At 72.1% G+C, this 13,481-nt stretch carries 11 protein-coding genes; 5 read left to right on the forward strand and 6 right to left on the reverse strand.

What is annotated here, in order from left to right:
* Nucleotides 1-45 precede the first annotated feature (45 nt).
* The 4 genes from IE241_RS33515 to IE241_RS33530 all read right to left on the reverse strand — a co-directional run bounded on the left by IE241_RS33515 (nucleotide 46) and on the right by IE241_RS33530 (nucleotide 5,449).
* Nucleotides 46-1,371, reverse strand: coding sequence for a TerD family protein (locus tag IE241_RS33515; RefSeq protein ID WP_190025653.1), 1,326 nt, complete (start codon nucleotides 1,369-1,371; stop codon nucleotides 46-48).
* Nucleotides 1,372-1,483: 112 nt separating this feature from the next.
* Entirely contained in the window at nucleotides 1,484-2,917 is a 1,434-nt protein-coding gene (locus tag IE241_RS33520; protein WP_190025654.1) for a DUF6777 domain-containing protein, read from the reverse strand.
* Nucleotides 2,918-2,973: 56 nt separating this feature from the next.
* Nucleotides 2,974-4,542: a serine/threonine-protein kinase gene (locus tag IE241_RS34550; protein ID WP_268254447.1), complete on the reverse strand. Its 1,569-nt coding sequence runs from the start codon at nucleotides 4,540-4,542 to the stop codon at nucleotides 2,974-2,976.
* Nucleotides 4,543-4,684: 142 nt separating this feature from the next.
* Entirely contained in the window at nucleotides 4,685-5,449 is a 765-nt protein-coding gene (locus tag IE241_RS33530; protein WP_190025655.1) for a DUF72 domain-containing protein, read from the reverse strand.
* Between the two features lie 141 nt (nucleotides 5,450-5,590).
* Here IE241_RS33530 and IE241_RS33535 point away from each other — a divergent pair, with 141 nt between their 5' ends.
* The 3 genes from IE241_RS33535 (at nucleotide 5,591) to IE241_RS33545 (ending at nucleotide 7,125) form a co-directional block, all read left to right on the forward strand.
* On the forward strand, nucleotides 5,591-6,034 hold the full coding sequence (locus tag IE241_RS33535) for an HIT family protein (protein WP_190025656.1): 444 nt from the start codon (nucleotides 5,591-5,593) through the stop codon (nucleotides 6,032-6,034).
* Between the two features lie 156 nt (nucleotides 6,035-6,190).
* Nucleotides 6,191-6,850 (forward strand): phosphoribosyltransferase, encoded by a 660-nt coding sequence (locus tag IE241_RS33540; RefSeq protein ID WP_190025657.1) that lies wholly within the window; start codon nucleotides 6,191-6,193, stop codon nucleotides 6,848-6,850.
* Nucleotides 6,850-7,125, forward strand: coding sequence for a DUF1876 domain-containing protein (locus tag IE241_RS33545; protein WP_190025658.1), 276 nt, complete (start codon nucleotides 6,850-6,852; stop codon nucleotides 7,123-7,125). The genes IE241_RS33540 and IE241_RS33545 overlap by 1 nt, the downstream gene beginning before the upstream one ends.
* A gap of 105 nt (nucleotides 7,126-7,230) precedes the next feature.
* Here IE241_RS33545 and IE241_RS33550 read toward each other — a convergent pair whose 3' ends face one another.
* Nucleotides 7,231-8,487, reverse strand: coding sequence for an erythromycin esterase family protein (locus IE241_RS33550; protein WP_229900218.1), 1,257 nt, complete (start codon nucleotides 8,485-8,487; stop codon nucleotides 7,231-7,233).
* 283 nt (nucleotides 8,488-8,770) lie between these two features.
* Entirely contained in the window at nucleotides 8,771-10,114 is a 1,344-nt protein-coding gene (locus IE241_RS33555; protein ID WP_190025660.1) for a radical SAM protein, read from the reverse strand.
* A 243-nt stretch (nucleotides 10,115-10,357) separates the two neighbouring features.
* On the opposite strand from IE241_RS33555, the gene IE241_RS33560 reads away from it, so the two are divergent.
* Together IE241_RS33560 and IE241_RS33565 are read left to right on the forward strand one after the other, a co-directional pair.
* The gene (locus IE241_RS33560; RefSeq protein ID WP_190025661.1) at nucleotides 10,358-11,776 is read left to right on the forward strand and encodes an amino acid permease; all 1,419 of its coding nucleotides are present in this window, start codon (nucleotides 10,358-10,360) and stop codon (nucleotides 11,774-11,776) included.
* A 205-nt stretch (nucleotides 11,777-11,981) separates the two neighbouring features.
* Complete coding sequence (locus tag IE241_RS33565) at nucleotides 11,982-12,743, forward strand: MerR family transcriptional regulator (RefSeq protein WP_190025662.1); 762 nt, start codon at nucleotides 11,982-11,984, stop codon at nucleotides 12,741-12,743.
* The last annotated feature ends 738 nt before the right edge of the window (nucleotides 12,744-13,481 follow it).

A 13,481-nucleotide genomic window follows, 5' to 3' on the forward strand; every position in this document is an offset into this window, starting at 1 on the left:
CCTTGAGTGCCTTGAGCGCTCTGAGAGCTCTGAGAGCCCTGCCGGTCACTTGCGGCCGGGTGTCCAGTTCATGCCCCAGCCGTACGCGCGGTCGAGCGTGCGCTGCGGGCTGACCCCGCGGTCCGGCACCAGGTAGCGGGCCTCGCGCTGGACGACGAGGTCCCCGCCGTTGTTGGTGATGAGGGCCAGCGCGCAGACATTGGAGAGCACGGTGCACTCGTCGAGCGAGAAGTCGACGGGGGCGCCGTGCTGCGGCTGCAGCGTGACCGTGGCGTGGAGGCCGGCGAAGCTCCTGGCGCCCTCGTAGATCGTCACGAAGACGAGGATGCGCCGGAAGTCGGCGATGTGGTCGAGGTTGACGGTGAGGTTCTCGCCCGCCTCCACCGCGCCCGTGCGGTCGTCGCCGTCGAGGTGGATGAACGGCGGGCGGTGCAGCGACCCGAAGGAGTTGCCCAGCGCCTGCACCACGCCCTTGCTGCCGTCGCGCAGCTCGAAGAGGCATCCGAGGTCGAGGTCCAGGTCCGAGTGCATGGCCATCGCCTTGCCGAACTTGTGGCCCCACCCCTTGAACTGCTTCTGCACGCCCCAGTTGAGGTTGACGCGCAGCGAACCGGACGTGCCGCCCTGCTTGGTGAGCGAGACGGTCGGCGCCTCCTTGGTGAGCGTGACCTTCGTCAGGCGTACGGGCTGGGGCGTCGGCGGCGCGACGGGCGGGGGCGGCGGGGCGACCGGCTGCACGGGCGGTGCCATGGGCGCCTGGGCGGGCGGCGGCGGTATGGCGGCCGAGGCGGGCTGCGGTGCCGCGGCGGGAACCGGAGCCGGGGTCGGGGCGGCGGCCGCCTGGGGCTCGTCGACGGTGATGCCGAAGTCGGTCGCCAGGCCCTCCAGGCCGCTGCTGTAGCCCTGGCCCACCGCGCGGAACTTCCACTCGCCCTGGCGGCGGTAGAGCTCGCCCAGGACGAAGGCCGTCTCGACCGTGGCGTCGGTGCTGTCGAAGCGCGCGAGCTCCGTGCCGGCGGACGCGTCCGTGACGCGGATGTACAGGCCGGGCACCTGTCCGAAGGCGCCGCCGTCGGCCGAGGCGGCGAGCACGACGGTCTCGACGGCGGGCTCGACGGCGGCGAGGTCGACGGTGAGGCTGTCGGCCGTCACGCCTGCACCCGCCGGCCGCTTGCCCTCGTGACGGACCGCGCCCGAGGGGTGCACCGCCTGGTTGTAGAAGACGAAGTCCGCGTCCGACCGGACTCTGCCGCCCACGAGCAGCAGGGCGGAGGCGTCGACGTCCGGCACTCCGGGGGCCGCGTGCCACCCCAGCTCGACCCGCACGGCCGGCGCCGGAATCCGGACGTTGGCACCTTTCATCATCCCCATGTTCCACCCCTATAGACGGTCTCTTGCTTGCAGGGACAACGTACCGTGACGGCCGTTTGTCCCTGCTTGGCAGAGATTAGGAGGGAGATGAGGAGGGAGGTCAGGAGGGAGATCAGGAGGGGTGGGGAGCCGGCGCGTGGGTGGCCGGCGGGGGTTGCTGCCCGGTGGCCGGGGGGTGATGCGTGGGGGCGTCGGGTTTGGCTGCGGTCGGTACGGCGGGCTTGGGGGCGGTCGGTACGGCGGGCTTGGCGGCTGTGGGCGTCACGGGATGTACACCGGTGGCGGCCGTCGGCTTGGCCGCCGTCGGTGTCGCAGGGTGCACGGCCGTGGGCGTCACCGGCTTGACGGCCGTCGGTGTCACAGGTTTAGGGGAAGCCGGTGCCACGGGCTTGGTAGCCGTCGGCGTCACCGGCTTGGGCGTCGTGGGCTGTGGCGCGATCGGCCGCGAAGTCGTGGGAGCGGGCACCGGGGCCTTCGTCCGCGAGGGCGTCGGCCGTCCGGTGCCGGGCGTCGCGCTGCCCGGCTTGCGTGACTGCGACGGACCGCCCGTACCCGTACTTGCGCCCGTACTTGCACCCGCGCTTGCCCCTGTGGGCGACTCACTGCTCGGTACGCCCTGCGCCGAAACGCGGCCCGACGGCTCCTCGGACCTGTCGGCGGAAGAGCCCGCGGCGGACGAGCCGGAGGACGGTGAACCGGCCGGCGGGGACGAGGGCTTGCTCTGGCCGCCGGACGACCCCGAGGTCCCGCCCGTGGCCGGGCTCACGCCCGCGCCCGTGGTGGGGCGCGTCTTCGGCGGATCCCACCGGAAGGTCTTGGTGTCCTTGCTGCCGTCACTGCCGACGCTGCGGTCGAAGGCCTTGTCTCCCTGGAAGGGATCGACCAGCGGCAGCTGCTTCACCGGCCCCTGCTCCTTGGTGCGGGGCTTGATGACGGTGACCTCCGTGGCGGCGAACGACTTCCAGCGGGTGCCCGTGTACGACGCGGCCTTCAGGTCCACCTCGCGGTCCGGCTCCTCCAGCGGGTTGCCGCAGTTGCACTTGACGGCGGGCGAGGCGTATTCGTCCACGAGGACGAGAACGCCCTTCTGCAGCACCGACATGTATTCGGCCGCCTCGCCGTCCCGGTAGTCGTGGTTCTTGACGAGGGTGTCGAACTCCAGGTACGTCTCGGTGAGTTTATTGATGTACTCGCCGATGCGGCCCTCGTCGATCTCCTTCACCGCGGCCCAGGCCCGGGCCTTCTCCGGGTCCTCGGTGATCTGCTTGATCAGCGACGCCTTGTCGCAGCGCGTGGTGCCCTGGACCCCGCCGAACGCGCCGCGCGCGTCGCCCTGCCACTCACCCCCGCCGGGCGACGCGGATACGACACCCCGCAGGTCGGTGTCCGGGTGTTCGAGGAACGGGAAGGCCCCGACCTCCCCCACTGCTTCCAGGACGAGTTGTACGGCTTTCCCCCCTCCCGAGGAACCGCACCCGGCAAGGCTCGCGACGCCTATCAGCGCCGGCACGGTGAAAAGGGCGACGGCCCGGAACGGATTGGACACCAGCCGCATGTGCGTACCCCCGAAAGCCGGTTGTTCTTCTCGCCTGTTCTTTTTCGTCAGCGTGTCGCGCACTTCGTGACCCAGCCCCCGTTGCACGTACCACCCGGGTTCTTCGTGGGTTCGGCGGTGGGGTAGGTCGGATGGTCCGTCGCATGGCCCGACGGGCTGGGGGTGGGAGAGGGAGTCCCGGGATCGCCGGATTCCTCGGGAGCGCTTGGCTCACCGCTCCCGCCCGAGCCTCCGTCCGTGGAGGAGTCGTCCGCAGGGCTCGTGGTCTCCGTGGTCCCGCTGCCCGGCTGCTGCCCGTCGTCCGGATGCCCGCCCGCACTCAGCACCCCTGCGACGGTGCCGCCCGCGATGAGGATCAGCGCCAGCAGCGGGCCCAGGTAAACGGGCCAGCCGCGACGACGCGGGGTGCCGGGACCGTGTGCCGGGGCGGGCGCCGGCCCCGGCACCGGCGTCGGAAAAGGGGCGTGCACCGGCCCCGGCGCGGGCATCGGCCCCGGGGCAGGCATCGGATAGCCGTAGGCCCGGCCCCCGGCTGCGCCGCCGGGCGTACCCGGCGGGGTCCCGACGGGTACGCCTGACGGCGTCGGCCCGCCGTACGACCGGCCTCCGTAGCCGTATCCGTATCCGGCCCCCGACACCGACCCGGACCCCGGCCCGGATCCTGACCCTGATCCTGATCCGTAGGAGGGCCTCGGGGCGGGCGCCGGAGGCGGCGGGGCGGGCGTGGCGGCCTCGGTGGGCACGTATCCGGCGGGCTCCGCGCTCCCCAGGTCGGGCTGCGTGAGCATCTGGCCGGAGGCGACGGCGTCCAGCAGGCGCTGTGCCTCGGTCGATCCCATGCGGATCTGCGGGTCCTTGCGGAGGAGCCCTTCGAGGAGCGGGGTGAGCGGCCCGGCGCGCCTCGGTGTGGGCAGTTCGTCCTCGACGACGGCGTGCAGGGTGCTGAGCGCCGACGTACGGCGGAAGGGCGAGACGCCCTCGACCGCCGCGTACAGCGTGGCGCCCAGCGACCACAGGTCCGACGGGGTGCCGGGGCGTTCGCCCAGGGCGCGCTCGGGCGCCAGGTAATCGGGGGAGCCGACGAGGTCGCCGGTGCGGGTGAGGGTGCCGGAGCCCTCCACCAGGGCGATGCCGAAGTCGGTCAGGACGACGCGGCCGCTGGGCTCCAGCAGGACGTTGGCCGGTTTGACGTCACGGTGCAGGACGCCGGAGGAGTGCGCGCTGCGCAGCGCCTGCAGCACCATCGAGCCGACTTTGGCGGCCTCCTTGGGGGTGAGCACGCCTTCGTGCTGCAGGATCTCGGCGAGCGACCGGCCGCGGACGAACTCCATGACGATCCACGGGCGGCCCTCCTGCTCGACCACGTCGTGGACGGTGATCACGTTGGGGTGGCTGACGCGGGCGGCGGCGCGGGCCTCCTGTTTCAGGCGTGCGTAGAGGATGCGGACGTCCTGTTCGCGCAGGTGCTCCGGGGCCCGCACCTCCTTGGCGGCGACCTCCCGGTCGAGGAGCTCGTCGACGGCCCGCCAGACCACGCCCATGCCACCGCTGCCCAGTTGGTCGATGAGCCGGTAGCGCCCGGCCAGTAATGGGTGTCGCCGCTGCTCGCCGTCCACGCTGTGCGCCCCCCTCCCCGTACGCAGCGGCACCCCGGGCCGTGCGCGTTTCGGGCCACACTGGCTGGGACGGTGCAGCCCTGTTCGCCGTTCCCGGTTCTACGCCCACCGGGAGTGAGGCGTACGGCGCATCGGTGCGGGCTCAGGCGTGCGTATCCGGAGTGCGGGTCACCGTGCGCCCCAGCCGGGCGGCGGCGCGGGCGAAGGCGACGGCGTCGTGGACGGCCGCTCCCCCGGGGTCGTTGTTGAAGTAGGCGTAGACGTGGGCCCGGTCGGGCCAGGTGTCGGCGATGCGTCCGGCCCAGCTCGCGAGCGCCGCCCGGCCGTAGCGCGGCCAGGGCCGGGCGCGCCCGCTGTGGAAGCGCACGTAACCCCACGGAGCCGTCCGCCACAGCGGGGTGACGGGCCGGGAGCCGTGGTCGGCCCAGCACAGCGCGGCGCCGTGGGCGCGCAGCACGGCGCGGACCTCGTCGGTCCACCAGGAGTCGTGGCGGGGCTCGACGGCCACGCGGACGCCGTCGGGGAAGCAGCCCAGCGCGGTGTCCAGGAGGCCGGGGTCGGCGCGCAGGGTGGGCGGCAGCTGGAGCAGGACGGGGCCCAGCCGGTCGCCGAGCACGGCGGCGTGCCGCATGAGCCGCTGGACGGGCTCCTGGGGTTCCTTGAGCCGTTTGATGTGGGTCAGGTAGCGGCTGGCCTTGACGGCCATGACGAAGCCCGCGGGGGTGCGGTCGTGCCAGTCGCCGAAGGTCGCGGGTTGCGGCAGCCGGTAGAAGGCGTTGTTGTTCTCGACGGTGGCGAACTGCCGCGCGTACTCCTCCAGCCACAGCCGCTGCGGGCAGCCGTCCGGGTAGAGGACGCCGCGCCAGTCCTTGTACTGCCAGCCCGAGGTCCCGACGTGGAGAGGCATGGGTCTTCCCTCCCCCGGCCGCCCGGATGCGTCACGGGCGGCCTGCGAGGAACGCCGGATCGGCGGTGCGCGGCATCAGCGGTGCGTCGCATCAGCGGTGCGTCGGGCGGCCGGGGCCGGTGGCTGCGGTTGACTGGGCACATGGACGAGGCTGACGGGGCTGACCAGGCTGCCTGCATCTTCTGCGCGATCGCCGGGGGCGGCACGGCCGCCCACCGGGTCTTCGAGGACGCGACGGCGGTCGCCTTCCTCGACGCGAGGCCGCTCTTCCCCGGCCATGTGCTGGTCGTGCCCCGGCGGCACGCCGAGACGCTCACCGACCTCTCCGCGGACGAGGTGGGGCCGTTCTTCACCCGGGTGCAGCGGATCGCGGGGGCCGTGGAGCGCGGGACGGGGGCGGCGGGGTCGTTCGTGGCCGCGAACAACCGGGTGAGCCAGTCGGTGCCGCACTTCCACGTGCACGTCGTGCCGCGCAACCGCAAGGACGGCCTGCGCGGCTTCTTCTGGCCCCGGGGGCGCTACGCGTCGGACGAGGAGGCGGAGGAGGTGGCGGCGCGGGTCAGGGCGGCGCTGGAGGGCGGCTGAGCGCCTGGCCCGCCTGATCGGCCTTCTCCGAGCCTTCTCCGGGCTTTCCCCAGGCCTTCTCCAGGCCTTCCCCGGCGTGGACTATCTGCGGGAATCTGACCATATTGGATGTATGGCTTCCCTCGTTCTCCGGAGCCCCGGGAGAAGAGGTGGATCATGAGATTCCGTGACCGCGTGGACGCCGGCCGCCTCCTCGCCGAGCGCCTGGGCCATCTGCGCGCCGAGAACCCCGTCGTCCTGGGCCTGCCGCGCGGCGGCGTTCCCGTGGCCTTCGAGGTCGCGCAGGCGCTCGGCGCCCCGATGGACGTGGTGCTCGTGCGCAAGCTCGGGGTGCCCTTCCACGAGGAACTGGGCTTCGGCGCGATCGGCGAGGGCGGCGTACGGGTCGTCCACAGCGACATCGTCCGGATGGGCCGCGTGGACGAGGACGACCTCGCCGAGATACAGCAGCGCGAGGAGGCGAACCTGGTCCGCCAGGCCGAGCGGTTCCGCGGCGGCCGCCCGCGGATCCCCCTGCAGGGCCGCACGACGATCGTGGTCGACGACGGCATCGCCACCGGCGCCACGGCGTCGGCCGCCTGCCGGGTCGTCCGGGCCCAGGACGCCGCGCGCGTGGTGCTCGCCGAGCCGGTGGCCGCGCCGGACGCGGCGGAGGCGCTCGCCGCGGAGGTGGACGAGCTGGTCTGCCTCAGCACTCCGGCCGTCTTCTACGCCGTCGGCGAGTGGTACGCGGACTTCTCCCAGACCCCGGACGAGGAAGTGATCGACCTGCTGGAGCGCAACAGGGCGGCAGTGACGGACCCCGGAGGTGTGTGATGACCACGGAGAAGATCGTCGAGAGCCCCATCGACATGGAGTTCCGCGAGGCGGGCGCGCTGACCCAGGCCGCGGTGCGGCTGCACATGTACGACGGCACGGACTTCACTGCGGTCGGGGTGACCCACCGCAACCCCGCCGACCCCTCCCAGCAGCGCGTCGGCGAGGAGGTCGCGGCGGCACGCGCGCTGCGCGACATATCCGAGCAGCTGCTCGACAAGGCAGGAGTGGACATCGAGGAGGCCACGCACGTGGCGACGCGGCTGTACCACTGACCGGGCCGGCGCCTGATCCTGATTGCGGTGGCGGCGGGCTCCGCCGCCACCGCGATCAGGCCGCCACCGCGATCAGCTCATGCGGTCAGATGCGATCAGATGCGGTCAGATGTCGATGCCGTCAGCGACCCGGGAGGACGGGACACAGAGCATCCCGTCGAAGGCGTCGGCGATCGGCGTGTGCAGGTACGCGCTCTGCAGACGGGTGCGGTCGGGGCTGCCGTCGCCCCGGGGCGCCGAGCGCAGCCCGGCGAGGCCTGTGACCCCGGCCGGAAGGGCGTCGGCGAAGGCGCCTTCGATGCTTCCCCGCTCGGGCGCCCCGAGCGGCGTGTCGTCTACGACGAAGCCGAACCGGGCGCTCTCCTCCAGCCGCATCTCCGCCGTGCGACCGCCGGCGGACGACACCCCCAGGGCGAAGTAGTCGTCGCCCAGGGCCCGGTGGAGGTAATGCCCCATGGGCAGAGTCGCCTCGTGCCCGTCCAAGGTGACGGGCTCCTTCTGGAGGTGGGCGTTGTGGGCCATCAGCACCACGCGCGCGCCCGGCTCGGCGTGTTCCAGGTGCCACAGGACGGACCCGGCCATGTAGACCTCGCGGGCCGAGGTGTCGATGGTGAGCCCGGTTCCGGCGAAGAGGGCGGCCATGGCCCGGAGGGTGTGGTCCGCGTGGCAGGCGGCCTCCAGCCGCCGGAGGGCGACCTCGTACGCGTACCGCCCGGTGCGCGCGACCTGCAGGGGCTCGGTGGCGCGGAAGCGGATGAGGAGGCGGGCGAGGGCGGCCGTGAGGGCGTCCTGCTCGGTGGCGTCCAGACGCGACCATGCGGGCGCGGCGGCGGCCGCGGACCCGCCGGCGAACCGCTCGGCGATCCGGATGGCGGTCTCGGCCTGCGGCAGCGCCCCGGGGTCGGCCTCGCGGAGGTGGTCGGCGACCGGGTGGAGCGCGGGCAGTAGCGAGCCGCCCGCGGCCGGGATATCGACGCCGCCGAACCGTACGGGCCGGGCCGCGGTGCGGTTGTGCAGGCGCAGCGAGCGCAGGGGCTCCTGGATGCCCATGGGGAGTGCCGCGGCGCTGATCCGTTCGAGGTCGTCGTCCGGGCCGGTGCCGTGGAGCCAGGTGTCGAGGGCGAAGGCTTCGCTGAATCCGTACTCGAAGGCGAGGACGGTGAAGCCGCAGCGCTCGACGAGGAAGCGCAGGAGGCGCCGGCGCACGAGGGCGAATTCGTGGATGAAGTGCGAGTTCTCGCCGATGCCGACGACGCGGGCGTCGCCGATGAGCTCGCGCAGCGGCTCCAGGTCGTCGAGCGGGGCGTCGGGGTCGAGGGTGGTCAGTGTGGTGGCGTGTTCACGCAGCCAGATGGTGAACAAGTCACCAGCGGCGGACGGCTGTCGATGGACGGAAGGCTGAGCGGGCATGCTGAAGGCTCGTCTCTCGGTGGAGTGGTGTGCAGATACAGATCACCGATGCGGGAGCGCGCCGTGGGGCGGCTCCCGGAGAGAGCGTCAGCGGAAGAGCGTGCCAGGAACCATGATCCAACCGTAGCCGCCGCGGTGAACGGCGGGCAAAAGGTTTTCGCGGCCGTCCGCCCAACCGTCCGCCCAGCCGTCCGTCCAGCTCTCCGTCCAGCTCTCCGTCCAGCCGTCCGTCCGGTCAGCCGACCGGTTCCGGTTCCGGTTCCGTTTCCGCGGCCGGGAGGCTGTCCATGAAGGAGCTCACCGAGAAGACGGCCTGCCCCGGGCCGGGCGGCCCGTATCCGGGCGGGGAGGCCAGACCGTACTCCTCCAGGGTCGCGCGGTAGACCTCCAGCAGCCGCACGTGGTACTCCAGCGGAGCGCCTTCCGGGTTCAGTTTGCCCAGGGGCGTGGTCGGTTCGGGGCACCAGGTGGTGAACCGCGGGACGATGCCGTGGGACATGAAGAACCGCAGCCCCTCCGCGGTGGAGGCGATCGCCTCGTCGACGGTGGCGAATCCGTCCGGGGTCGCCATCTCCACGCCGGCGACGAAGTTGGGGATGACGTTGCGGGCGCCGAAGACGTCGGCGGAGTCGAGGATCCGCCGGTGCCACTCGGCGCGGCCCACGTAGCGCTCCTTGCCCGGGCAGTAGAGCTGGAAGAGCCGCTCGTCCCACACCTCGAAGTTGGGGTGGTAGATGCGGATGCCGTAGTCGTGGAAGCGCTGCACGTCGGCCTTGGGCAGGGCCTGCGCGACGACCTTGCCGATCCAGCGGCCCGGGAAGCGCTCCTCGATGGCCTGGGCGTAGCGGCCGTAGAAGTCGGCCTCGCCGAGCCCCGCGACCTTGGAGGTGATGGCGCCGCCGGTCAGGGTGTACGCCTGGGAGGCCCGGGCGGTGTCGTACCGGTCGATGATCTCCAGCGCCTCCAGCACCTCTTCGACCGGTTTGACGCCGGTGTAGGGGCGGCCGGCGGCCTTGTGCTGGCGCCAGTTGTGGTTGATGTCGCAGTACTGGCACTCCTCCTTGGCGCCGAAGTACTGGCACACGCGGAAGACGGTGAGGTAGACGAGGTAGCCCCACTGGATGGTCGGGGCGACCTCCATGACGGACTTCCCGTTGGGGAGGGTCTCGCGGTAGTAGTCGGGCATCGGCGGCAGGCCGACGTCCGAGATCCGCCGCCCGTCGAGGTAGAGGCCCAGCGTGCCGTCGGGTCCGGCCTGCACCCGGTAGGGCGAGGCGGGGTTGACGCGCACGGAGACGACCGTGCGGCGCAGTTCGTAGGGGCCGCCGGTCAGCACGATCTCCTCGGGCGGGCGGCGCAGGGCGGCTGCGCCGAGCTCGGGCAGGGTGCGGTGGTCGAAGGAGAAGATGAAGTAGGACTTGGGCTTGACCTGGCCGGAGGCTTCGTTGGTGGTGTCGCTGAGGGCGGAGTCCTCGAAGGCCATGCCTCCGCGCAGCAGGTCCTCTTTGATCACCGCTTCCCGCGGGATGTGCGGGAAGCGCTCCATCAGGCTCTCGATCAGGTGGGTACGGCCGGTCATGTGCGGTGCTCCCCCTTCGTGCGCGGCGGGCGGGGTTCGCCCGTGATCACTGACGCTAGTCCCGCGCGGTGCGGGGGACGCAGCCGGGTCCGCTGTTCCGGGGTTGTACCGTCCTCGGATGGAATGCTGCGAAACGATCACCCTGTGTGAAGTGACTGTCCGGATAACGGACGAGTTAACCGGATCTCCGTCTGCCTGCACATACTCGAACATCCCGATCTCGCATGATGGACAGGCACGACCATGAGCCGGACAGACATAACCTCTCCCCCGCAGACGGAGGGCACCCCTACGCAGGGGTCGCCGCTCTCGAACGGACTCAAGCAGCGGCACCTGTCGATGATCGCCCTCGGCGGCGTCATCGGCGCGGGCCTCTTCGTGGGCTCCGGCGCCGGCATCGCCGCCGCGGGCCCCTCGATCGTGCTCGCGTACGCCGCGTCCGGCCTCCTCGTGATGTTCGTGATGCGGATGCTCGGCGAGATGTCCGCCGCCAACCCCGCCTCCGGCTCCTTCTCCGTCCACGCCGACCGCGCGATCGGCCCGTGGGCCGGCTTCACCGCGGGCTGGATGTTCTGGACGCTGCTGGTCGTGGGCGTGGCGATCGAGGCGATCGGCGCGGCCCACATCGTGCAGGGCTGGCTCCCGGGCACCCCGTCCTGGATGTGGGTCCTGGTCTTCATGGCGTTCTTCTGCGGCAGCAACCTGGCCGCGGTCTCGAACTTCGGCGAATTCGAGTTCTGGTTCGCCGCCCTGAAGATCGGCGCCATCGCCCTCTTCCTGATCCTGGGCACCCTCGCGATCCTGGGCGTCCTGCCCGGCAACGACGCCCCCGGCGCCGCACACCTCCTGCACGACGGCGGCTTCCTGCCCAACGGCATGGACGGCCTGCTCATAGGCCTCCTGGCCTCCCTCGCCGCCTACGGCGGCCTGGAGACGGTAACCATCGCGGCCGCCGAGTCCGAGAACCCGGTCAGCGGCGTGGCCAAGGCCGTCAAGACGACCATGTGGCGGATCGGCATCGTCTACGTCGGCTCGATGCTGGTGATCGTCACGCTGCTCCCGTGGAACGACGGCTCCGTCACGGAGAACGGCCCGTACGCCGCGGTGCTCGACCGCCTGGGCGTCCCCGGCGGCGGCCAGATCATGAACGTCGTCGTCCTGATCGCCCTGCTGTCCGCGATGAACGCCAACATCTACGGCTCCTCGCGCATGGCCTACTCGCTGGTCTCGCGCGGCCAGGGCCCCAAGGCGCTGGGCAAGGTCTCCGGCGGCGTGCCGCGCCGCGCGGTGCTCGCCTCGTCCGCGTTCGGCTTCTTCGCCGTCCTGCTGTCGTACTGGTACCCGACCACCGTCTTCGCCTGGCTCCTGAACATGGTCGGCGGCGTCGTCCTCATCGTGTGGGGCTTCATCGCCGCCTCCCAGCTGATCCTGCGCCGCCGGCTGGAGCGCGAGGCGCCCGAGCGGATCGTGGTGCGGATGTGGGCCTTCCCGTTCCTGACCTGGGTGACGCTGGTCGGCGTGGCGGGCGCGCTGGTCCTGATGGGCCTGGAGACGGACACGCGCGTCCAGCTGTACTCCACGGGCGGCCTGGCCCTGGCGCTGGCCGTGGTGGGCTATGTGCAGCAGCGTGCGGCTGCGGCGGCCCGCCCTGCGGGTGACTGAGCCCGGAGCCGCGGTACCGCGCGCCCGGTAGTACGGCGAAGGCCGGCCCCCGTCCGTCGGGACGGGGGCCGGCCTTCGCCGTATCGGCGCGCGACCTGGAAGCCTGAGAGCTGGGCTTGAAGCTGCCGCAGCGGAAGCCTCTACCGTCCTTGGCAGGGCCGGAGATTCCGGCCCGGTGAAGCAACCCGTGCGAGGGGGGGCGGCGATGGCCTGGCCGATCGCGGAGGTCGCCCGGATGTCGGGTGTGACGGCCCGGACACTGCGGCACTACGACGAGATCGGTCTTCTGCCACCGGCCTGGATCGGCACGAACGGCCACCGTTACTACGAGGAGCGCCAACTCCTGAGGCTGCAGCAGGTCCTCGTGCTGCGTGCGCTGGGCCTGGGACTGCCTGAGATCGGCCGGATCCTGGCCACTCAGGTCGACGAGCTGGAGGCCCTGCGGGGCCATCACCGTCGGCTGCTCGCCGAGCGCGACCGGCTGGACGCCCTGGCCGGCACCGTCGCCCGCACGATCGCCGAACTGGAGCAGTCCAGGAAGGACGGCACAGACATGATCAGCATCAGCCGACCGGAAAACCTGTTCGAGGGTATCGGGCCCGCCCGGTGCATGAAGGTCCTGCGCGACTTCCCGGAGCTGGTCGGGGCCATCGAACGGCACACCTCGGCATTGACCAAGGCCGAGATCGAGGCCGACGAGCGCGAGCGCACGGCGCAGATGATCCGGCTGGCCGACCTGCTGGCCACCGGCCTGCCCGCTGACGCCGACGCGGTGCAGGCCGAGATCGACACCCAGTACCGGACACTGGCCCGGATCCGGGCAGCCACCGCCGAGGAGTACCGCGCGATCGGGCGTACCTGCGTCGAGAACGAGCACTGGCACGCGGCGTACGAGTCGATCGCGCCGGGCCTGGCCGCGTACCAGCGGGCCGCCATCGAGGCGTACGCCGCAACTCGGCTGCGCTGAGCCGGGACCGGGCCGCCGCCACGGGGGTGCGGCGGCCCTGCCGGGTCGGACCACTTGCCAGTTCCACTTGCCAGTTCCGCCGACAATGGGGCCACAGTGGGACGCGGGCTTCAGCGCTCACGGGCCCCGGGAGATCGGGGGCTCGACGCTCACAGGGCCCGTGAGCACGGCTCGGCTGTCACGGGCCGGGGGACGGCCGGCTGTCACGGACCCCGTGGAGACATGAGCTCGGCGGTCCTGGAGCTAGCGGTCCTGGAGCTAGGGGTCACGCCCGCGGCCACGGGCTCCCACGAGACCGGCGGTCACGGGCCGGGGGCCCAGCCGGTTGCCATGGAGCGCGTAGTCACCGAGCAGCCGACACGGGGACAACGGTCGCCGTCTCGGCGGTCGTGGGCGGCCAGGGCGTCACCGGACCCGCCCGCCACGGGCCGGATGGCACGGGCCCGGGCGGCAGGGCGGCAGCAATCGTGAAAAAGACGGTCACGGGCTCGACGGTCATGAGCCCGTGCTCACCGGCCCGGCCGTCACCTACTCCAGGGCACCGGCTCCGGCCCCGCCCCTAGCTGACGCCCCCGCCCCAGGGGCGCCCGGCCGCGCGTCGGCGCCGTACAAGCGGCAGGCCGGCCCCGGACGTTCCGGGGCCGGCCTACCGCTGTGCGTGTGGGGCGCCGCTTAGGCACTGTTTCTCGGATCTCCTGACCTGAGTGGGGTGTTGGGGTCAGGCTGGCTGTATGGGCC

The organism is Streptomyces hiroshimensis (assembly GCF_014650335.1).
GTDB lineage: Bacteria > Actinomycetota > Actinomycetes > Streptomycetales > Streptomycetaceae > Streptomyces > Streptomyces hiroshimensis.

Excerpts from the sequence above, each read along its gene's own strand:
- IE241_RS33515 (WP_190025653.1), bottom strand. The coding sequence starts at position 1,371 with ATGGGGATGATGAAAGGTGCCAACGTCCGGATTCCGGCGCCGGCCGTG.
- IE241_RS33530 (WP_190025655.1), bottom strand. The coding sequence starts at position 5,449 with ATGCCTCTCCACGTCGGGACCTCGGGCTGGCAGTACAAGGACTGGCGC.
- IE241_RS33535 (WP_190025656.1), top strand. The coding sequence starts at position 5,591 with ATGGACGAGGCTGACGGGGCTGACCAGGCTGCCTGCATCTTCTGCGCG.
- IE241_RS33540 (WP_190025657.1), top strand. The coding sequence starts at position 6,191 with ATGAGATTCCGTGACCGCGTGGACGCCGGCCGCCTCCTCGCCGAGCGC.
- IE241_RS33545 (WP_190025658.1), top strand. The coding sequence starts at position 6,850 with ATGACCACGGAGAAGATCGTCGAGAGCCCCATCGACATGGAGTTCCGC.
- IE241_RS33555 (WP_190025660.1), bottom strand. The coding sequence starts at position 10,114 with ATGACCGGCCGTACCCACCTGATCGAGAGCCTGATGGAGCGCTTCCCG.
- IE241_RS33560 (WP_190025661.1), top strand. The coding sequence starts at position 10,358 with ATGAGCCGGACAGACATAACCTCTCCCCCGCAGACGGAGGGCACCCCT.
- IE241_RS33565 (WP_190025662.1), top strand. The coding sequence starts at position 11,982 with ATGGCCTGGCCGATCGCGGAGGTCGCCCGGATGTCGGGTGTGACGGCC.